This is a genomic window from Burkholderia sp. MSh2 (genome assembly GCF_000731655.1).
Classification (GTDB): Bacteria; Pseudomonadota; Gammaproteobacteria; order Burkholderiales; family Burkholderiaceae; genus Burkholderia; species Burkholderia paludis.
The window spans coordinates 41,316-60,306 of record NZ_JPGM01000040.1; the positions used below are offsets into that span (position 1 = coordinate 41,316).

The window sequence follows — 18,991 nt, forward strand, 5'->3', positions numbered from 1 at the left end:
CCCGGGCGCTCACGGCCGCCAGCGATACACGATCATGCTCGTGCCGTTGTAGTTGTCCTTCGTGATCACGTATTCGCCGGTCGAGCGCAGGTACGCGCGGATCCCGTACATCGAGTCGACGTCGTTGCCGACGTCCATCGCCGACGCGTTCGAGTTGGTCAGCGTCGCGACGAGGGCGCCGGTGTCGAGATCGAACACGTCGACGTTCGGCACGGTGTGCACGTAGCCGACGAACAGGTAGCGGCCGGCCGCCGCGATCGATTTCGGGTTCGCGCTCGTCAGGTCGATCACCGGGTTCGGCGCGCCGGTGTTGCCGCCTTTCCAGCCGTGATAGACCTCAATGTGCCCGTTCATCGCCGTCCAGTCCCAGTTGCCCGCAAGCCCCTGCGCGAGGATCATCGTGTCGCTGTCCGACTGGTAGACGATGCGCGTGACCGGCGCCACGGTGCCCGGCACGGCGGTCGTCGACGGCTTGCCCCATGACGGCCTGCCGGTCGCGTCGAAGCCCGTCATCGGGTAACGGGTAATCGCGTCGGTTCCGTTCAGCCCGGCCCAGACGTCGCCGTTGCCGTCGATCGCGAAGCCCGCGGTGACCTGCAGCGTCGTGTTGAACGGCTTGCCCGGCAGCGAGCCGGCCGGATTCGCGATGTAGCCGCTCGCGGGGGTGAAGTAGTAGAAGTTGAAGTTGCCGGGGTTCTGGCCCGACGCGACGAGAATCCGGTTGCCGCCGATCGTCACGAGCTGGCCGAAGTGCTGGCCGCGCTGGTAGTCGTTCATGTCGAGGCGCGGGTCCTTCGGGTACGTGAACGGATCGATCGTGTTCGCGACGAACGTGCCGCCCGCCGAGCCCGTATACACGTTGTTGCCGCTGTAGAAGAACGCGCCGTCCGTCGACGGGTCGGGCGCGGCGATCGCCTCGAAGTTCAGCGCCTGCAGCTTCCATTGCAGCGCACCCGTCGGGCCGTACGCGTGGAGGTCGGTGCTGCCGTTGCGTCCGAGATCCCAGCCCCCGCCCCACGCGTTGTCGAGCACGTACAGGTTGCCGCCGGAATCCTTGCCGATGCCGACCACGCGCGTGAAGCGCTTGTCGCCGACCTGCCCCTTGATGCCCGTCGTCGTGTCGAGATAGCCGCCCTGCACGCCGAACGTGCCGATCTGCTGCGGCCCCCCGGCGAGACGGTAGATCTTGATGTTCATGTCCGGGCCCTGGTCGCCCACCATCAACTGCCCCATCGACGCATCGAAATACAGCGCCGACGGCCGCGCGCCGGCCGCCACCTGGATCGTGTTCATCAACGTGCCGGTCGGGCTGTACTGCACGACCACGCCCGCGCTCATGCGCGCCACCCACAGGTTGCCCGCCGCATCGAGCGCCAGCGCGCCGGGCCCGGTCACGCCGATGTCGCGCTGCCAGACGCCGTCCGTCGTGTAGACGCGCACGCGGTTGCCGTAGAAATCGCTCGCATACAGCAGGTTGCCGGCCGTCGCGAGGCCGGTGATCACGTCCGGGTTCGGGAGGCCCGTCCACGTGCTGACCGGGATGCGCAGGTCGCGCCGGTTCGTCGTGCGGTCGTAACGGCCGACCGAGCCGCTGCCGAAGGTGCGGTTGTAGCCGAGCGCGACGAAGATCGACGTCGCGTTGCCGGTAATCGCGCCGCCCTGGAATTCGTCGTGAATGCCGATCGTGCCCATCGTCTGGCCGTTCCGGTAAAGCGCGACGCCGCCCGCGTTCTCGTCCCAGCGCGATGCCGTGTAGACCACGCCCTCGGGCGCGACCCACATCGAGCGCGCGGCGTTGCCGACATGCGCGGCCAGCGTGCCGTACGTGTTCGCGAGCCAGTCGGTCGAGTACCCCACCTGCGCGTGGCTCGCAGGCGTCAGCATCGCCATGCACGTTCCGAGCAACACCGCGCGAATCCGTTTCATCGACATGAATAGTGCTCCCGGACGATCGTTTGCCGATACTGTAAATCGCAGCACATTAAATATGGATGATTCAGGCCGATACGCATTGCCCGTTCCCCGAATTGTTCGGCACATTTTTTGTCCGCCGCGCCACTCCGCCAGAGACGGTCAGTCCCGCTCGATGCGCCGCCGCGGCTTGCCGGGCGCACCGTTCCGGTAGGTTTCACCGGCATTTTCTTCCGCACCACACGCACGCAAATGCGTCATTTTTCCTGAAGCGACCGTATTGCCTTTTTCATTCCACAAAAACGGTTCCGATGATTACAAATCGAAATTGAAATGAAAGAGAAAAAATAATGCGCGGCTCAATCGCCATGACGCGATCCGGCGCGGCAGCAGGAATGGGGGAAAGGGAAAGGCGGGAACGCCGCGCGCCGGCCATGCCGGCACGCGGCCGCGGTCATTCGGACAATGACGTCGAACACCGGGCCGCTCCGGTCGTCGACGGATTCCGACGGCGCATCGGCGACGTCGCGGGCGCAAGCGTGCCGCGCAGCCCGTATCGGCTGCCGACACCGTTGCGCCCGCAACGATCGTGCCGCGTCGGGACAGGCGTCAGAACTTCTGGCGCAGGCCGACGCTGACGATCGCCTGCGACCGCGAATCGGACGAGTGACCGTTCGCCTTGTCGGACACCGACGCGGTCGCGGCCACCGGGTGGCCGAGCGCATCGAGCGTCATGCCCGACGCATGCTGGTACGCGCCGAGCAGGTACACGCTGGTGCGCCGCGACAGATCATAGACTGCGCCGAGCGTCACGTTGTGGTATTGCGCGCGGTCGTCGATGCCGTCGACATCGCTGCCGCGCGTGTAGCTGTAGCCCGCGAACAATTGCGTCTGCGGCCGCACGTTCCAGCGCGTGAACACGCCCGCGACGTTGAACGTCGCGCGGCCGGTGAACAGCGACTGGCCGCCGCTGCGGTACTGCACGTTGCTGTAGTTCACGCCGACGACGGCCGCGCCGAAGTCGTACGTCGCGCCGGTCGAGACGATCTGCTGCGACTGCGCACTCGCGTAGCCCTCGTTGATCGACGAGTTGAACAGGCCGTCGTCGGTGCCCTGCCACTTGCCCGTCGTCGGGTCGGTCGCGCCGGTCTTGCTGTTGTCCGCGCGCTCGTAGCCGACGCCGAACCGCAGCGGGCCTGCCGCGTACGCCGCGCCGACGCTCCACGTGTTGCGCTGCTTCATGCTGCCCGGCTGGCTGCCGAAGCCGTACAGCGCACCGAACGTGAAGCCCGAGTAGTTCGCGCTGGTGAACTTGATCGAGCTGTCGACGCGCGCGGTCTGGTCGAGATCGTCGATATCGCCCGGGTGCGCGCCGAACCCGCCGATGAACGACGACGGGCCGACCGGGCTCACGAAGTCGTCGAGCGACGTGTACTGGCGACCGAGCGTGACCGTGCCGTAACGGTCGCTGCCGACGCCGAAGAACGCCTGGCGGCCAAACTGGCGGCCGCCCTGGCCCGACGTGCCGTTCGTGATGTCGAAGCCGTTCTCGAGAACGAACAGCGCGCGCATCCCGCCGCCGAGATCCTCTTTACCCTTGATGCCCCAGCGGCTGCCGGTCAGGTTGCCGGTCGTCAGCGCGACGTCCGAATGGCCGGTGTACGCGCCCGCCGAGCCGACCCGTTCGTTGCTGCGATAGGTCACGCCTGCGTCGACGACGCCGTACAGCGTCACGGAGCTTTGCGCGGACGCGATGCCCGCGAACGAGAGCAGCAGCGGGGCTGCGATCAGTTGCTTGTTCATGATTGTGTGTCTCCGGGCGTCGAACCCGTTGTTCTGGCTGGCTGTTGCGAGTAGTGGTGACGCGCGCGGGCGACGAGATTCGCCGGCGGTGCGAGGCCGGCGCCGGCCGCGCGCGACGACGCGGCGGGCATGCCCGCTGCGGCCGCCATGGTAAATGGAACCGGTTCCATTCGAAAGCGAGACAATGAAAACAGTTTCTTGCCAGAATTGAGATAGTCGAACGGGAGCGCCGTGTACGCGATGCGCCGTGCCTGTATGCCGCGCGTGGCGCTGCGCCCCGCCGATCGTCGAACGCATCCATCGGGAGTGACTTCATGCACGAAACGACCCCGCTGCACTTCGCCGGCATCGCGCCCGCCGGCCCGGCCGGCGGCTCGCGCTGCGGCGTGCGCCGCGCGGCCCGCGGCTTCGCGGGCGCAATGCGGTCCGGCCGCGCGCTGCCCGGCGCACACGCGGCGCAACCGCCGAAGCGCGCCGGCGTGCCGTGCCTCGACCGCACGGACGGCACGCTGCGGCTCGCGCCGACCGGTTCTCCGGCGCCGTACCGGCGTCAAGCCGCGTAGGGGGCCGCGCCGATGAGAATCGCCGCACCGCCCCGCTCCGGCGTACCGGGCCTGACACTCCGCCAGCTCGAACGCGCCGACCTCGACGCGTGGTACGCGTATCTGACGAACCCCGACGTCTTCCGCCACACGAGCTGGAACCTGCGCTCGCCCGACGATCTACTTCCGCTGTTCGACGCCATCGAATCGGTCGCCCCCGATTCGGTCCGTCGTCTCGCCGTGATCGACGACGCATCGGGCGCGCTCGTCGGGACGATCGGCCTGCATACCGTATCCACCGTGAACCGCTCGGCGGAGATCGCGTACGATCTCGCACCGTCGCACTGGGGGCGTGGGATCGCGAGCGCACTGTGCGAGGCCGTCACCGCGTGGGCATTCGCGGACGGCGGCTTCATACGCATGCAGGCCGTCGTGCTGACCGGCAACGCGGGCTCCGCGCGCGTGCTGCAGAAGTGCGGCTACCGCTACGAAGGGTTGTTGCGCGCGTACAAGATGGTGCGCGGCACGCCGGGCGATTTCGCGATGTACGCGCGCCTCGCGACCGACTGACGCGCAGCCTGCGGCCCCGCCCTCGCCCGCCATTGGACGGCCCGCGCCGAATTGGCGACAATCGCCGTTCCCTGGCCCGACGGCCGCCATGAAGATTGCCGCGCGCTCCGACATCCACGGCAAGCTCGACGCGGTGCTCGACGGCGTCCACCGCCGCGTCGCGCGGCCGCGACGGCTGGAGCGTCGCGCTGCGCACCGGCCGGTGCTGACGCCCGCGCATTCTCCCTCCACCCCGCTTCGTTTCCTGGAAAACCGCGCCATGCCTGTACCGTCGCAACTGCTCTTCCTGCCCGGCGCCTCGGGCAGCACCGCCTTCTGGCAACCGCTCGCCAGCCGCCTGACGCATCCGGCCGAACGCCGGATCGTCGGCTACCCGGGCTTCGGCGACACGCCGCGCGATCCGTCCGTCGACGATTTCGACGGCCTCGTGCGTCACGTGCTGGCGACGATCGACCGGCCAACCGCCGTGATCGCGCAATCGATGGGCGGCGTGATCGCGATGCGCGCGGCGCTCGACAAACCCGGCCTGATCACGCACCTCGTGCTGACGGTCACGTCCGGCGGACTCGACATGGAAGGGCTCGGCGCGCAGGACTGGCGCACCGGTTTCGCGGAAGCCAACCCGCAGCTTCCCGACTGGTTCCTGACGTTCCGCGCCGACCTGTCGCGGGACATCGGCCGCCTCGCGCAACCGACCCTGCTGCTGTGGGGCGACGACGACCCGATCAGCCCCGTCGCGGCCGGCCGGCGCCTGCTCGAACGCTTGCCCGACGCGCAGCTGCATGTCGTGCCAGGCGGCCGGCACGATCTCGCGGCCGTGCATGCGCAGACGCTCGCGCCGCTCGTCGATGCGCATCTGCAGCGCGTGTGACGTCGCACGCATCGGTATAGGCTTCGGCTTCGGCTTCGGCTTCGGCTTCGGCTTCGCTTCGACTTCGACGTCAGCTTCGGTTTTGGTTTCGTCGCGCCCCGGACACCGCGCGGCTCACACGCCGTCCCTCGTCACCCCGCATTGCGCAGCGTGAGCCGCGCCTCCAGCCCGCCGCCGTCCGCCCGGTTGCTCAGCACGAGCGTGCCGCCCATCGCAAGCGCGAGTTGCCGCGCGATCGCGAGGCCGAGCCCGGTGCCGCCCGTCTCGCGGTTGCGCGACGTTTCCACGCGCCGGAACGGCTCGAACACCGCGTCGAGCTGATCGTCCGGAATGCCGGGCCCACGGTCGAGCACCGCGATCACCGCGCCGCCGTCCGGCGCGGCCTGCACGTCGATTTCGGCGGCGCCCGCGAACTTCAGCGCGTTGTCGACGAGGTTGCCGACGATGCGGCGCAGCGCCTTCGGCCGCGTGACGAGCGCGAGCGGCGCGCGGCTGTGCAGCGCGACGTCCTGCCCCGCATCCGTGTAGTCGCACACGATGCTGTCGAGCAGCGCATCGAGATCGATGCGGCGCGCGGCCTCCTCGGTGCCGTGCAGCGTCCGCGCGTACGCGACGCCCTCCTTCACCAGATGCTCCATCTCCAGCAGATCCTGGCGCAGCTTCGCGCCTTGCGCGTCGTCGTCCATCACGTCGACGCGCAAGCGCATCCGCGTGATCGGCGTCTGCAGGTCGTGCGAAATCGATGCGAGGATCTGCATGCGTTCGGTCATGTACTGCGCGATGCGGTCCTGCATCGCGTTGAACGCACGCGCGGCGCGCGCGACCTCCGACGGCCCGCCTTCGTTCAGGCGCTCGCCCTTCAGGTCGGGGCCGAGCGCGTCGGCGGCCTGCGCGAGCTGCTTGAGCGGCCGGGTCGCGAGCCGCACCGCGAGCCAGCAGCACGCGGCCAGCACCGCGAGCTGCACCGCGAGCACGACCGGCAGCCAGCCCGACAGCGGCACCGTCGACATCGGATGGATGTCGATCGTCAGCGGCGAGCCGTCGGTCAGGCGCAGATGCACCTGCAGATGCTCGCGGTCGCCGGGGATCGCGTTCGCGGTCAGCGGGTAGTCGCCGCCGATGCCGTCCGAGATCGACCGCTCGACGCGCGCCGACAGCCGCGCTTCCGGCGGCGTGCCGGTCTCGCCGGGCCCGAGGATGAACGCATAGCTGCGCCGCGCGAGGCGCGGCAGCCAGGCCGCCCGCTCGGCGGGCGGCAGATGGTCGAGCAGCGCGACCGAGCTTGCCACCTCGCGCTCGATGTAGCCCATCATCAGGTTGGTGGTCGCCTGGTCGCGCTCGGTCACGGTGAGCCAGAACGACAGCGTCTGCGCGAGCGCGAGGCCCACGCACAGGATCAGCGCGAGCCGCGCGAACAGCGAGCGCGGCCAGCGCCACGGCATACGCGCGCTCATGGCGTACCGTCGACGGCGGTCACGGCCGACGAGAACACGTAGCCCTCGTTGCGCAGCGTCTTGATGTAGCGCGGCTCGCGCGCGCCGTCGCGCAGGCGCTGGCGCAGCCGGCTCACCAGCAGGTCGATCGAGCGGTCGAACGGGTCGGACTGCCGCCCCTGCGTAAGGTTGAGCAACTGGTCGCGGGTCAGCACGCGTTGCGGGTGGTCGAGGAACACGCGCAGCAGCCGGTATTCGGCGCCGCTCAGCGCGACCAGCGTGCCTTCGGCGTCGAGCAGGTGGCGCCCGGTCGTGTCGAGCCGCCATTCGCCGAACGCGAGCATCGCGGCCGTTTCCGTCACCTGCATGCCGGGCGGCAGCATGCGCGCGCGGCGCAGCACCGAGCGGATTCGCGCCAGCAGTTCGCGCACCGCGAACGGCTTGGCCAGGTAGTCGTCCGCGCCCATCTCGAGGCCGATGATGCGGTCGGTTTCCTCGCCGCGCGCGGTCAGCATCAGCACCGGCACCGTGCGGAACCGGCCCGCGCGCAGGTCGCGGCACAGCGCGAGGCCGTCCTCGCCCGGCAGCATCAGGTCGAGCACGATCAGGTCCGGCGCACCGTCGTCCAGCGCGTTGCGCATCTCGCGGCCGTTCGCGGCCAGCGACACGCGCATGCCGTTCTTCTCCAGATAGTCCGCGATCAGTTCGCGGATCGCGCGATCGTCGTCGACGATCAGCACGTGATCGATCTTGTCCATGGGTCGTGTCGGGTTCGAGGTGGCCGGGCAGGCGATGCCCGCTTTTATACCGCACGGCGGGCCCGCGTTTGTATCCCAATGTATCGCGCCGCCATGACGACACACAACGTTGCACACGCGCGGCCGGCCGGACACATCGCAGATACGTCCGCGCCGCCTAATGGGGCCTGTCGAAACCCGTCCGGCCGCCGCCTCCGCGCGGCGGCCTCCCGCTCAGGAGAACGCCATGCCGACCCGCCTCAAGACCGCCGCCCTCGTCATCGCCCTCGCCGCCATGGCCGGGCTCGCCGCCTTCGCCGGCACCCGCGACGACGCCGGCATGCCGGCCTCGCAGGCCGGTACGGCGGCGCCCGATTTCGCGGGCATCGATCGCTGGCACAACAGCGCGCCGCTCACGCTCGGCCAGTTGCGCGGCAAGGTCGTGCTCGTCGATTTCTGGACGTACTCGTGCATCAACTGCATTCATACGATTCCGTACGTGAAGGAATGGGACCGGAAGTATCGCGACCAGGGGCTCGTCGTGGTCGGCGTGCATACGCCCGAATATCCGTTCGAACGCGACGCGGGCAACGTCGCCGACGCGATCCGGCGCTTCGGCATCCGGTATCCGGTCGCGCAGGACAACCGCTACGACACGTGGCGCGCGTACGGCAACCAGTACTGGCCCGCGCTGTACCTGATCGACGCGCACGGCAAGGTCGTCTATACGCGCTACGGCGAAGGCGGGTACGACACGACCGAGGCCGCGATTCGCGAAGCGCTCGCGCAGGCGGGAGACGGTGCGAAGGGCGCACCGCACGCGCAGTGACGCGCCGGCGCGCGGGCCCGCCCGCTCCGGGCGCTCACGTGCGCTTCGCGTCCGCCGCCTCGATCATCGCTTCCCCGATCGCGAGGTTGCCGTTCGCGACCAGCGCGTCGCCCGCGCCGCGGATATCCGCCTCGTCCTTGTTCTGCCCGAGCTTGCGCTTGCCGACGAACCGCGTGATCTCGATCTGCAGCCCGACGATCGACTGCACCATCATGTCGAGATAGTCCTTCGGCGCGTCGCCCATCTTCCACGGCGCCGGCTGCGACGCTTCGTGCGTGCGCGTCAGCCGCGCGACCACGCCGCGCACGAACTTCTCGTCGTCGCGCACCGTGATGCGCCCGTGCGCATGCACGACCACGTAGTTCCACGTCGGCACCTGCCGGTGCGCGACGTGCTTGCTCGGATACCAGGTCGGCGAGATATAGGCGTCGCCCCCACGAAAGATCACGAGTACCTCGTCGCCGTTCGCGACCTCCTGCCAGACCGGATTCGCGCGCGAGACGTGCGCATGCAGTTCGCCGAGCCCGCCGTCGACGCGTACCAGTTCGAACGGGATGTGAATCGCGTCGAGTCCGTTCCTGCCGTGCGTGATCAGGCTGCCGAACGGGTGCTGCACGATCAGGTCGTGCAGCACGTCGGGGTTGGGCTCGTTGAATTCGGCGGGGACGTACATGTCGGCTCCATGGTCGTGCTGGGTTGAACGGGAACGGGCGCCGGCCCGTCATCCGCCGATTGTGACCGCAAACTGGTTTATGCTGTAGAACCGGTTTGGAACAATTTGAGCAGACCAGAATCATGGCAAGAACGGCCCGCAACGTCGACATCCCGTCGCTCGGCGCGCTCGATCGCTCGGCGGGCGACCTGAGCCGCCAGCTCGCGCAGGCGCTGCGCGACGCCGTGCGCCGCGGCGACGTCCGCCCGGGCGACACGCTGCCGTCCACACGGCTGCTGGCGGCGGCGCTGCAGGTGGCGCGCGGCACCGTCGTCGATGCGTACGCGCAACTGATCGCCGAGGGCTTTCTCGAATCGCGCGGCGGCGCGGGCACGCGGGTCGCCCACGCGCTCGCGGAGCCGCCGCCCGCCGACGCGCTCGTGCCACCCGCCCGGCGCCGGCCGGCGCCCTCCGGGCTGCCCGAGCCGGCCGCCACCTTCGCGCGGATCGCCGACGAGTTCCGCCCGCTGCCGGCGATGCCGTTCGCGATCTCGGTGCCGATCGGCCTCACCGCGCCCGACGACATCTGGCGCCGGCTCGGCAACCGCCTGCGCGCGCGCGGCGCGGGCGCGCCGTCCGGCTATGCCGATCCGCAAGGCGCGTTGCCGCTGCGCGAGGCGATCGCCGACTACGTGCGCCGGTCGCGCTCGGTGCGCTGCCATGCCGGCCAGGTCGTGATCACGAGCGGCACGCAGCAGGGGCTGCATCTCGCGAGCCGGATCCTGCTCGGCGAACACGATCGGGCCTGGGTCGAGAATCCGGCCTATCGCGGCATCACCGCGCTGCTCGAAAGCACCGGGCGACCCGATGCGATGGTGCGCGTGCCGGTCGACGCCGACGGTCTCGACGTCGATGCAGGCGTGCGCGTCGCGCCGGATGCGCGCGCCGCGTTCGTCACGCCGTCGCACCAGTACCCGCTCGGCATGCCGCTGAGCATGGCGCGGCGCAACGCGCTGCTCGCGTGGGCGCGCACGCATCGCGCGTGGATCGTCGAGGACGACTACGACAGCGAGCTGCGCTACGAAGGCCATCCGTTCCCGTCGCTGCAAGGCCTCGATCCCGATCGCGTGATCTATCTCGGCACCTTCAGCAAGATCCTGTTTCCGTCGCTGCGGCTCGGCTACGTGATCGCGCCCGACGATCTCGTGCCGGCATTCTGCGGCGCACGCGCGCTGATGGATCGCCATGTACCGACCGCCGATCAGCACGTGCTGGCCGCGTTCATCGCGGAAGGCCATCTCGACCGCCACATCCGCCGCGTGCGCGGCGTGTATGCGGAGCAGCGCGCGCATCTGATCGACACGCTCGGCGCGCGGCTGCCGCGCGAACGCGCGTGGGTGCAACCGGGCGACCAGGGAATGCACGTCGTGCTGTGGCTCGCGGAAGGGATCGACGATCTCGACGTGGTCGCGCGCGCGGCGCAAGCCGGCGTCGCGGTGCGCGCGGTGTCGCCGATGTTCGCGCCGGGCACCGCCCGCCCGGGGCTCGTGCTCGGCTTCGGCGGGTTCGGCCGCGCACAGATGGAAGCGGCCGCGCAGCGGCTCGCGGACGTGGTCGCCACGGCCGCCGGCGTCGCGCCGCGCTGATCGGGCAGCCCTCGCGCGACGCCCGGCCGGCCGCGATTCGCGGCCCCGCGTTGCCGGCGCGCGCGCCGACCGCGCCGGCATGCGGGCCGGTGGCCGGCTTCAGCCGCGCGTCGTCGTCGCGCGCCCGTCCGCGTACAGCCAGACCGACACGCCGTCGTCGCGCATCGCCGCGACCGGTTCGCCGTTGCGCCAGCGTTGCGCGATCGCGGCGCGGCGGACATGCCAGGGCATCAGAAACGTGCGCGCGGCGTTGCCGTCGAACAGCGCGTCGTCGCCGATCCTCGTGTATCGGGCCGGATGCAGCACGGTGCCGTCCGCACGGAACACGCCCGCGCGCATGTCGCCGCCGTCGCACTCCACGCCGGCCAGCCAGCCGTAACCGTTACCGAAGAACAGGCCGGCCACGTCGTCGCATCGCCCCAGCGAAATCGTTGCGCCCGCCTCCAGATCGCAGATCGCGAACCGCACCGGCTCGGCCGACTCGACGCCGACCGCATAGCGCGTGAACAGCTCGCGCGGCACCGCCGCGTCGTCCGGCAACCAGGACAGCGCGCCCATGTTCAGGAAGTCGAACGGCGTCAGCACGCGGTCCAGCCCGTCGACGATCGCGCAGCGCCCGTCGCCGCGCCGCACGATGTGGCGGATCGCGCCGGGTTCGGCCACGTCCTCCGTCCGCCCGCCGTCGATCAGCTTCGCGATTTCCGCGTAACGCGGCGCGACGACCGTCCGGCCCTTCAGATCGACGAGGCCCGTGTGCCCGCCCCGCTCCGCGAGAAACGCACCGCATTCGGACGACCATTCGAGCGACGTCCATTCGGGCCGCGCCAGCCATTGCCCGTCGCGGCCGGCCAGCCCCCAGTGCTCGCCCTCGCGCACCGCCACGGCCTTGCCGTCCACGAACTCGTGCGTATCGTCGAAGCGCGGCGGAATCACCCACGCGCCGTTCGTGTCGACGAAGCCCCAGCGCTCGTCCACGCTCGCGGACACCAGCCCGTCGGAGAACTCGCCGACGTTGTCGAGCACCGGTTCGAGCATCCACGTGCCGTCCGGGCGCACGAACCCGAATCGCTCGCCGACGCGCACGCACGCGATGTCGTCCGTGAAGTCCCACACCTCGTCGAACGCGGGCTCGCGCAAGACCTGCCCCCCGGCAACGCCGGCGGACAGCAAACCGACCCGGCCGTCGCGCGCCGCCCACAGCACGAGATGATCGCGCGCGCCGCTGCGCCACAGGCCCGTCCATTCCGGCGGCACGATCACCTCCCACGCATCGTCGCTTTCGCGCCGCACGCCCCACAGGCCGTTGCGCCCGCGAAAGCTGAACGTGTCGTGGTCGAGCCAGTTGCCCTGCACCTCGGCGGGATCGAACATCCCGGCGAACGTCACGCCGCGCGGCGGCTCCTGGCGCGCGAAATAGTGATGCGACAGGCAACCGAAACCGAACCCCCACGCCCAGTCGCCCCAGTCCGGCCGCGCGTCGATCTCGAGCGCATCGCGCACGCCGCGCACGTCGCGAAAGTCCATGCAGTTGGCGACCCGCCACCACAGGCGCGTGCAGGTCACGCGCTCCCGGTCGATGTAGTCGTCCGGATTGCCGTCGAGCCACGACAATTCGTCGAGATTCGCGGAAATCCGCGGCGCGCCGTGCGCCTCGCCGAGCGCGTCGATCGTTTCGCCGAGATGGCGCACCAGCGCATCGAACTGCCGCGCAAGCGCCGGATCGTCGCCGGGCAGAGGATGCGCGACGACGAACGACGCCAGCCGGTCGATGCGCGCCAGCGCCGCACGCGCATCGCTGGCGAGATTCGGCGTGCCGGCATCGCCGAACACGCGCTGATCCGTGATCGCTTCGCCCGCGCCGCCGTCGGCGAGCAGCAGCCGCCACAGCAGCGGAAAGTGATTGTTGGATTCCGCGAACTCGATCGTCCGCGCGTCGTCGCCGTCACCGGCCTGGAGATAGAGCCATGCTCGATTGCCCATCGGAAGGGTCGCCCTCGTCGTTGTCGTGTCGTCTCGCGCCGATTCGTGCCGATACATGCCGATTCGCGCGCAACCGGGCGCCAATATAGCGAACGCACGCGAACCGTGCCACACGACACCCGACCGGCAGGGCGCCCGCTCGGGCCGCCGGCGGGCCGATCCCCGGCCGGCCGGCACCCGCCCGGCGCTCAGCCCGCCGCGAGCGCGGCGGCCAGCGTGTCGAATTCCGGCGCCCACGCCGCGCGCCACGCGGCCTTCGTCGCGTCGTCCACCCACGCGCCGTCGATCCCGTTCAGCATGAACTGCTTCAGCTCGGCAACGGTGAAGCCGAAATGGCCGAACATCAGCTCCCACGCCTCCGACGGGTTCACCTTGTGCAGCGTCGGATCGTCGGTGTTCGGATGGATCTTCAGGCCGAGGCCCGGCATCTTGCGCATCGGATGCAGTTCCGCCCATTGCTCCGGCGGGAGCGTGCGAAGGTAGTACGAATTCGTCGGCACGACGGTGAAGACGATCCCGCGTTCCGCGTAGCGCGCGCACAGTTCGGGGTTGTCGACGATCGTATAACCGTGGTCGACGCGATCGACCTGAAGCAGATCGACCGCCGTCTCGACGTTGCGCCACGGCATCCCGAACTCGCCCGCGTGCGCGGTCGTGCGAAATCCCGCCGCGCGCGCATTGCGGTACGCCTTCCAGAACAACTCCGGCGGCCGGTCGTTCTCGCGATAGTCAATCCCGAGCCCCGCGACTTCGTCCGCGCGATGCGCCTTCATCCACTCGACGATCGCGACCGCCTCGTCCGGGTCCTGCTCGCGGTCGATGCTCGGGATCAGGCGCGCACCGATCCCGAAGTCGCGCGCGGCGTCGCGGATCGCCGTCACGATCGCGGCCTGCGCGTCCGCATACGCGATGCCCGACACGCGCACCGTGCCCGTCGGGTTCCAGAAGAATTCCGCGTGCCGGACGTGGTGCGCGGCCGCGTCCTCCAGATACTCGTACGCGATCCGCCGCAGGTCGTCGGGCCGCGTGAGCAGATACTTGTCGAGCGCGCGCAGCACGTGCAGCACGCCCACCGGCTTTTCGCCGCGCGCGTAAAACGCGTCGATTTCCGCGCGCTCGATCGGCGCGCCGCTGCGCGCCGCGAGCGCGACGAACGTTTCGTGACGCACCGCGCCGAGCAGGTGGCAATGCAGCTCGACCTTCGGCAGCGCGTGGAAGAAGGCGCGATGCGCGGGCGTGATCTCGATGCCCGTGCGCGCGGTCGGGACGTTCCCTGGTGTTCCGTTCATGTCAGTCTCTTGTTGCGGTGGTGCCGATGCGTCGCGCAAGCCGTCTCTCAGTGCGGCTTCACGACGGTCCAGAAGTAATAGCCGAGCGGCATCGCGAGCACGACGAGCCCCCACGACACGTCCCGCCAGCGGCCGGCGAGCAGCTTGACGAGCACGTAGCACAGCAGCCCGCCCGCGATGCCGGTGCCGAAGCTGTTCGACATCAGCGTGAGCAGCACCATCGACATCACGGGCAGCGCATCGGTGAAATCGTCGAAATGCGTGTGGCGGATCGTCGCGAACATCGACAGCCCGATCAGGATCAGCGCCGGCGCGGTGGCCTCCTTCGGGATCGCGAGCGCGACCGGCACGAACAGCAGCATCGCGGCGAACAGCACGGCCGCGGCCAGCGACGACAGCCCGCTGCGGCCGCCGGCCTCGACGCCCGCCGCCGATTCGATCAGCGCGGTCAGCGCGGGGATGCCGAACACCGGCCCGATCGTGGCGGCGAGCGAATCGACGAGGAACGGCCGGTTGATGTTCGGCAGGTTGCCTTGTTCGTCGAGCAGGTTCGCCTTCGCGCCGACCGCGAGCGCGGTGCCGAGCGTCGAGAAGAATTCCGCCGCGAAGAACGCGAACAGGTACGGAGCAGCCGCGAGGCTCAGCGCGCTGCCGATGTCGAGCTTGAACGCGATCGGCGCGATGCTGTGCGGCAGCGACACGAACGACGCGGGCAGGTGCGTGACGCCGAGCGGCACCCCGGCCGCCGCCGCGGCCAGAATCGCGATCAGGATCGCGCCGGGCACCTTGCGCGCCTGCAGCACGATCGCGACCGCGAGGCCGATCAGCGCGACGAGCGCGCCCGGCCGCGAGAAATCGCCGAGCGCGAATGCGTTGGTCTTCGCGTTCGCGACGACCATCCCCGCGTTACGCAGCCCGAGCATCGTGACGAACAGGCCGATCGACGCGCCGAGCCCGAGCTTGATCTGCACCGGGATCAGCTTCATCACCACGCCGCGCGCGCCGAGGATCGTCAGCAGGAAAAACAGCACGCCCGACACGCACGCGATCCCGAGGCCCGTCTGCCAGCCGACGTGCTCGGTGGTCGCGAGCGTCACGCCGATGATCACCGAGCCGCCGATGCCGGGGCCGACGAGGAACGGCAGGTTCGCGTAGAGCCCCATCAGCGTGGTGAACAGCACGAATACGACGATCGTCGCCGTCGTCGCCGCGCCGCGCTCCATGCCGCCCGTCGCGAGCAGCGACGGGATCACGACGAGCAGGTACGCGGCCGCGAGAAACGACGTGACGCCCGCGATCGTCTCGGTGCGCACGCTCGTGCCGCGCGCCGCGAGCGCGAAGCGGCGTTCGAGCCAGTTGGCCGGCGTGCGCGCCGGCATCGTGTCAGTCGCTGACATGGTGGTTCTCCCGTGATTCCGAATATTGTCCTGTGTCGGTTCGCCCGGCGCGGTCTTATACTGCCGCGTACCGCATCCCGACCGTTATTGCCCGATGTCGTCCGATCGCTCGTCGCTGCTGCCCGCGCTCACGCTGCGGCAGGTGCAGCACTTCGTCGTGCTCGCCCACGCGCGCAGCTTCACGCAGGCCGCGCAGGCGCTGTCGCTCACGCAACCCGCGCTCACCGCGTCGATCCGCCAGATCGAGTTCCTGCTCGGCGGGCGCCTGTTCGCGCGCTCCGCGCACCGGCTCTCGCTGACCTCCGCCGGCGAAGCCGTGCTGCCGCTCGCCGAACGCCTGCTCAACCAGGCGCGCGGCACCTTCGACGACATGACGCGGCTCATCGGCGAACGCATCCAGACGGTGCGGATCGCCTTCATCCCGTCGGTCGCGGGCCGCCTGCTGCCCGCGCTCAACGCACTGCGCGCCGCCCACCCGACGCTGCGCTTCACGCTCACCGACCTGCCGAACAGCGCGCTCGTCGAGGCCGTGCGTGACAGCGTCGCGGATCTCGGCATCGGCGTGCGCGAGCCGGACGGCGACGACGGCACGCTGCGCTACCGGCAACTCTTCGAGGACGAGATCGTGATCGTCGTGCGGCGCGACGATCCGCTCGCCCGCGCGAAAAGCGTCACATGGGCGAAACTCGTCGATCGCGAGCTTGCGGTGTTCGTGCGCGGCAGCGTCAGCGAATCGCTGCATCGCACCGGCGGCGCCGAGAAGCTGCGCCTGAACGTCACGTACCGGATGGAATACACCGAGCCGCTCTACGCGCTCGCGCGCAACGGCCTCGCGACCGCCGTGCTGCCGAGCCTCTACACGATGCATCTGCACGACCCCGAACTCGTCGCGCTGCGCGTCGACAAGCCGCGCGTCACGCGCGCGATCTCGCTGATCTCGCTCGCCGGCGACGATCGCGGCCCGCACGTGCGCGCATGCCGCGAGTGGATCGCGAAACACATCTGACGCGTCCGCCCGTCGCGCCCGCACTCAGGGCAGCTTCGCGATGCGCTCGACGAGCGTCGCGTAGAAGCGGTCCGCGTCGACTTCGTTGATCCACGTCGCGTTCGCCGCGCGGCCGCTGCGCCCGTTCCAGTCGACCACCGTCTCGCCGAGCGTCCACTGGCCGGCCGTCTCGACCGCCACGTTCACCTTGCGTCCGCCGAACAGCGTCGGATCGACGAGATAGCCGACCGCGGTCGGGTCGTACATCGGCGCGTCGTCGACACCGCGACGCTTGCGGTTGTACGCCAGCTCGGCCGTCATGATGTCCGCGACGATCGCGCCGCAGCGGTTGCCGAGCGCGCGGAACGGCGCGACGCGGGCCGGCGTGATCGGCGCCTTCACCGCGACGTCGCGCGGCAGCACGACGATCGGCACGCCGCTGCCGAACACGACGTCGGCCGCCTGCGGATCGACGTAGATGTTGAACTCGGCGGCCGGCGTGATGTTGCCGCGCTCGAAGAACGCGCCGCCCATCAGCACGATTTCACGCAGCGCGCCGCGGATCTGCGGCGCTTCGACCAGCGCGGTCGCGATGTTCGTCAGCGGGCCGAGCGCGCACAGCGTCACGCTGCCCGGCGCCGCGCGGCCCAGCGTGTCGACGAGGTACGACACCGCGTGACCGGCGGCGAGCGGCGCCAGCGGCTCGTGCAGTTCGACGCCTTCGAGCCCCGTCCTGCCGTGCACGTTCGCGGCCGTCACGAGTTCGCGCACGAGCGGCCGCGGGCAGCCCGCATAGACGGGCAGCGTCTTCGTGCGGCCGGCCCAGTCGCGGACGATCCGCGCATTGCGTTCGGTCAGGTCGAGCGGCACGTTGCCCGCGACGGCGGTCAGCGCGCGGACGTCGAGCCGGTCCTGCGCGCCCAGCGCGAACAGGATCGCGATGGCGTCGTCCTGCCCCGGGTCGGTATCGATGATCACCGTGCGGCGTGCGGCGTCGCCGCCGGCGGCGAACGCGTCCGTCCCGGGCAGCAGCGCGGTGCCGGCCAGCGCGGCGGAGCATTTCAGGAAGGTGCGTCGGGATGCGATCGGATGGGTCATGGTCGGGCTCAAAAGACGTGCCGGATGCCGAGCGTCGCCATCATCTGGCGCGTGCCGGTCGAGCGTGCGTACGCGAAGATCTGCGCATGCTCCGCGTCGCCGGCCGCCTGCTGCGCGATCACGGTCAGCGCGACGTCGGTGCGTTTCGACAGGTAGTAATCGGCCTGCAGGTTCACCTGGTGCCACCGCGGACGCTTGTCGATCACGTCGTACTTGCCGTTCGTGAACGCATACGCGGCGCCGAGAAAGAGCTGCGGCGTCATCGTGTAGACGACGTTCACGCCGAGGTTCTGCAGGTGCAGGTGCGTGTTGTCGAGGTAATCGTAGCGCACGTCGGTGAACATCGCGGCGAACTGCGCGCGGCCGATCGTATAGAAACCGCCCGTGCCCGCGATCCGCTGCCGGCTCGCGTACGCGGCCGGCGTCATCGCGCTCTTGCTGAAGATCAGCAGCGGCGACGCATAGTCGTTCGCGATCGCGCCATCCTGGTTCGTCGCGCTGTACGGATGGTTGTACTGCGCATAGACCGCGCTCCAGCGCAGCGCCCCATGCTCGTAGCCGAGCCCGAAGCTGTACGCGCTGTTGTTCGCGAATCCCGTCGCGTTGCTGAAGCCGTACAGCGCGGTGAATTTCAGGCCGCGGTAATCCGGGCTCACGTACTTCACCGAGTTCTGCACGCGGATGTCGTTGTAGCCGTTGTCGTTGTCGCCGATGTTCACGCCGTTGCTCGCGATGATCACGGGCCCGATGTAGTCGTGGATCGCATCGTACTGGCGGCCGAACGTCAGCGTGCCGTAGGTGCGGTCGGCAAGGCCGACATAGGCCATGCGCCCGAACTCCCGGCCGTTCTGCGCGGCCGTGCCCGTCATCACGTTGAAGCCGTTCTCCAGCTGGAAGACCGCGGACAGCCCCTGCCCGAGATCTTCCTTGCCCTTCAGCCCCCAGCGCGGGTTCTGGTTCGTGCCGGACAGCGCCTGCCAGGCGTTCTTGCCGCCCTGGTTGGTCGCGAACCCGACGCCGGCCGAGATGAGACCGTACAGCGTGATGCTGCTTTGCGCACTGGCATGCGTCGCGAAGGCGCCGAGCATCGCGAGCGGGGCGAGCTTGTAGAAAGTTTTCATGCGGGTCGTGTGATCGGTGGTGGTCCAGGCGCGGCAGGGTTCCGCGAAACTGGCCTCGACTATACGAACCCGGATCGGATAATAAAAGTTTGCTTTTCTTATGCGTCGATAAAACGGATTTATTCTC

General features: G+C 69.6%; 17 protein-coding genes. 6 read left to right on the top strand and 11 right to left on the bottom strand.

The window, feature by feature from the left end; translation table 11 throughout:
- Positions 1–9: 9 nt before the first annotated feature.
- From GQ57_RS24525 to GQ57_RS24530, 3 genes are all read right to left on the bottom strand, one after another.
- Positions 10–1,932 (bottom strand): SMP-30/gluconolactonase/LRE family protein, encoded by a 1,923-nt coding sequence (locus tag GQ57_RS24525; protein ID WP_034199283.1) that lies wholly within the window; start codon positions 1,930–1,932, stop codon positions 10–12.
- 141 nt (positions 1,933–2,073) lie between these two features.
- On the bottom strand, positions 2,074–2,211 hold the full coding sequence (locus GQ57_RS43125) for a hypothetical protein (protein ID WP_160257555.1): 138 nt from the start codon (positions 2,209–2,211) through the stop codon (positions 2,074–2,076).
- A 309-nt stretch (positions 2,212–2,520) separates the two neighbouring features.
- Positions 2,521–3,714, bottom strand: coding sequence for a porin (locus GQ57_RS24530; protein WP_034199284.1), 1,194 nt, complete (start codon positions 3,712–3,714; stop codon positions 2,521–2,523).
- Between the two features lie 314 nt (positions 3,715–4,028).
- Here GQ57_RS24530 and GQ57_RS24535 point away from each other — a divergent pair, with 314 nt between their 5' ends.
- The 3 genes from GQ57_RS24535 (at position 4,029) to GQ57_RS24545 (ending at position 5,697) form a co-directional block, all read left to right on the top strand.
- Positions 4,029–4,277, top strand: coding sequence for a hypothetical protein (locus GQ57_RS24535; protein WP_031401630.1), 249 nt, complete (start codon positions 4,029–4,031; stop codon positions 4,275–4,277).
- Positions 4,278–4,289: 12 nt separating this feature from the next.
- A complete protein-coding gene (locus GQ57_RS24540; RefSeq protein ID WP_034199285.1) occupies positions 4,290–4,826 on the top strand; it encodes a GNAT family N-acetyltransferase in 537 nt (178 codons plus the stop codon).
- 259 nt (positions 4,827–5,085) lie between these two features.
- Positions 5,086–5,697 (top strand): alpha/beta fold hydrolase, encoded by a 612-nt coding sequence (locus tag GQ57_RS24545; RefSeq protein WP_034199311.1) that lies wholly within the window; start codon positions 5,086–5,088, stop codon positions 5,695–5,697.
- 131 nt (positions 5,698–5,828) lie between these two features.
- On the opposite strand, the gene GQ57_RS24550 is transcribed toward GQ57_RS24545, so the two are convergent.
- Both GQ57_RS24550 and GQ57_RS24555 read right to left on the bottom strand, forming a co-directional pair.
- Positions 5,829–7,151 carry an ATP-binding protein gene (locus GQ57_RS24550; RefSeq protein ID WP_031401627.1) on the bottom strand — a complete coding sequence of 441 codons (1,323 nt, stop codon included), beginning with the start codon at positions 7,149–7,151 and terminating at the stop codon, positions 5,829–5,831.
- On the bottom strand, positions 7,148–7,888 hold the full coding sequence (locus tag GQ57_RS24555; RefSeq protein WP_031401626.1) for a response regulator: 741 nt from the start codon (positions 7,886–7,888) through the stop codon (positions 7,148–7,150). The genes GQ57_RS24550 and GQ57_RS24555 overlap by 4 nt, the downstream gene beginning before the upstream one ends.
- A gap of 226 nt (positions 7,889–8,114) precedes the next feature.
- Between GQ57_RS24555 and GQ57_RS24560 the strand changes: the two genes are divergently transcribed.
- Positions 8,115–8,696 carry a thioredoxin family protein gene (locus GQ57_RS24560; RefSeq protein ID WP_031401625.1) on the top strand — a complete coding sequence of 194 codons (582 nt, stop codon included), beginning with the start codon at positions 8,115–8,117 and terminating at the stop codon, positions 8,694–8,696.
- Positions 8,697–8,730: 34 nt separating this feature from the next.
- Here GQ57_RS24560 and GQ57_RS24565 read toward each other — a convergent pair whose 3' ends face one another.
- Positions 8,731–9,369: an FMN-binding negative transcriptional regulator gene (locus GQ57_RS24565; RefSeq protein ID WP_031401624.1), complete on the bottom strand. Its 639-nt coding sequence runs from the start codon at positions 9,367–9,369 to the stop codon at positions 8,731–8,733.
- 122 nt (positions 9,370–9,491) lie between these two features.
- Here GQ57_RS24565 and pdxR point away from each other — a divergent pair, with 122 nt between their 5' ends.
- Entirely contained in the window at positions 9,492–10,994 is a 1,503-nt protein-coding gene (pdxR, locus tag GQ57_RS24570) for a MocR-like pyridoxine biosynthesis transcription factor PdxR (RefSeq protein WP_034199286.1), read from the top strand.
- A 99-nt stretch (positions 10,995–11,093) separates the two neighbouring features.
- Here pdxR and GQ57_RS24575 read toward each other — a convergent pair whose 3' ends face one another.
- The 3 genes from GQ57_RS24575 to GQ57_RS24585 all read right to left on the bottom strand — a co-directional run bounded on the left by GQ57_RS24575 (position 11,094) and on the right by GQ57_RS24585 (position 15,660).
- Entirely contained in the window at positions 11,094–12,974 is a 1,881-nt protein-coding gene (locus GQ57_RS24575) for a WG repeat-containing protein (RefSeq protein WP_034199287.1), read from the bottom strand.
- Between the two features lie 188 nt (positions 12,975–13,162).
- The gene (add, locus tag GQ57_RS24580; RefSeq protein ID WP_034199288.1) at positions 13,163–14,263 is read right to left on the bottom strand and encodes an adenosine deaminase; all 1,101 of its coding nucleotides are present in this window, start codon (positions 14,261–14,263) and stop codon (positions 13,163–13,165) included.
- A 47-nt stretch (positions 14,264–14,310) separates the two neighbouring features.
- Positions 14,311–15,660, bottom strand: coding sequence for an NCS2 family permease (locus GQ57_RS24585; RefSeq protein ID WP_034199289.1), 1,350 nt, complete (start codon positions 15,658–15,660; stop codon positions 14,311–14,313).
- A gap of 94 nt (positions 15,661–15,754) precedes the next feature.
- Between GQ57_RS24585 and GQ57_RS24590 the strand changes: the two genes are divergently transcribed.
- On the top strand, positions 15,755–16,666 hold the full coding sequence (locus GQ57_RS24590; RefSeq protein WP_031401619.1) for a LysR family transcriptional regulator: 912 nt from the start codon (positions 15,755–15,757) through the stop codon (positions 16,664–16,666).
- 24 nt (positions 16,667–16,690) lie between these two features.
- Here the strand turns inward: GQ57_RS24590 and GQ57_RS24595 are convergent, their stop codons facing one another.
- Complete coding sequence (locus GQ57_RS24595) at positions 16,691–17,743, bottom strand: nucleoside hydrolase (RefSeq protein WP_034199290.1); 1,053 nt, start codon at positions 17,741–17,743, stop codon at positions 16,691–16,693.
- 8 nt (positions 17,744–17,751) lie between these two features.
- Positions 17,752–18,864, bottom strand: a complete 1,113-nt coding sequence (locus GQ57_RS24600) for a porin (RefSeq protein WP_031401617.1) — start codon at positions 18,862–18,864, stop codon at positions 17,752–17,754.
- Positions 18,865–18,991: the final 127 nt, after the last annotated feature.

Coding starts and splice junctions, on each gene's coding strand:
- GQ57_RS24525 (WP_034199283.1), bottom strand. CDS start 1,932: ATGTCGATGAAACGGATTCGCGCGGTGTTGCTCGGAACGTGCATGGCG.
- GQ57_RS24530 (WP_034199284.1), bottom strand. CDS start 3,714: ATGAACAAGCAACTGATCGCAGCCCCGCTGCTGCTCTCGTTCGCGGGC.
- GQ57_RS24535 (WP_031401630.1), top strand. CDS start 4,029: ATGCACGAAACGACCCCGCTGCACTTCGCCGGCATCGCGCCCGCCGGC.
- GQ57_RS24540 (WP_034199285.1), top strand. CDS start 4,290: ATGAGAATCGCCGCACCGCCCCGCTCCGGCGTACCGGGCCTGACACTC.
- GQ57_RS24545 (WP_034199311.1), top strand. CDS start 5,086: ATGCCTGTACCGTCGCAACTGCTCTTCCTGCCCGGCGCCTCGGGCAGC.
- GQ57_RS24550 (WP_031401627.1), bottom strand. CDS start 7,151: ATGAGCGCGCGTATGCCGTGGCGCTGGCCGCGCTCGCTGTTCGCGCGG.
- GQ57_RS24555 (WP_031401626.1), bottom strand. CDS start 7,888: ATGGACAAGATCGATCACGTGCTGATCGTCGACGACGATCGCGCGATC.
- GQ57_RS24560 (WP_031401625.1), top strand. CDS start 8,115: ATGCCGACCCGCCTCAAGACCGCCGCCCTCGTCATCGCCCTCGCCGCC.
- GQ57_RS24565 (WP_031401624.1), bottom strand. CDS start 9,369: ATGTACGTCCCCGCCGAATTCAACGAGCCCAACCCCGACGTGCTGCAC.
- pdxR (WP_034199286.1), top strand. CDS start 9,492: ATGGCAAGAACGGCCCGCAACGTCGACATCCCGTCGCTCGGCGCGCTC.
- GQ57_RS24575 (WP_034199287.1), bottom strand. CDS start 12,974: ATGGGCAATCGAGCATGGCTCTATCTCCAGGCCGGTGACGGCGACGAC.
- add (WP_034199288.1), bottom strand. CDS start 14,263: ATGAACGGAACACCAGGGAACGTCCCGACCGCGCGCACGGGCATCGAG.
- GQ57_RS24585 (WP_034199289.1), bottom strand. CDS start 15,660: ATGTCAGCGACTGACACGATGCCGGCGCGCACGCCGGCCAACTGGCTC.
- GQ57_RS24590 (WP_031401619.1), top strand. CDS start 15,755: ATGTCGTCCGATCGCTCGTCGCTGCTGCCCGCGCTCACGCTGCGGCAG.
- GQ57_RS24595 (WP_034199290.1), bottom strand. CDS start 17,743: ATGACCCATCCGATCGCATCCCGACGCACCTTCCTGAAATGCTCCGCC.
- GQ57_RS24600 (WP_031401617.1), bottom strand. CDS start 18,864: ATGAAAACTTTCTACAAGCTCGCCCCGCTCGCGATGCTCGGCGCCTTC.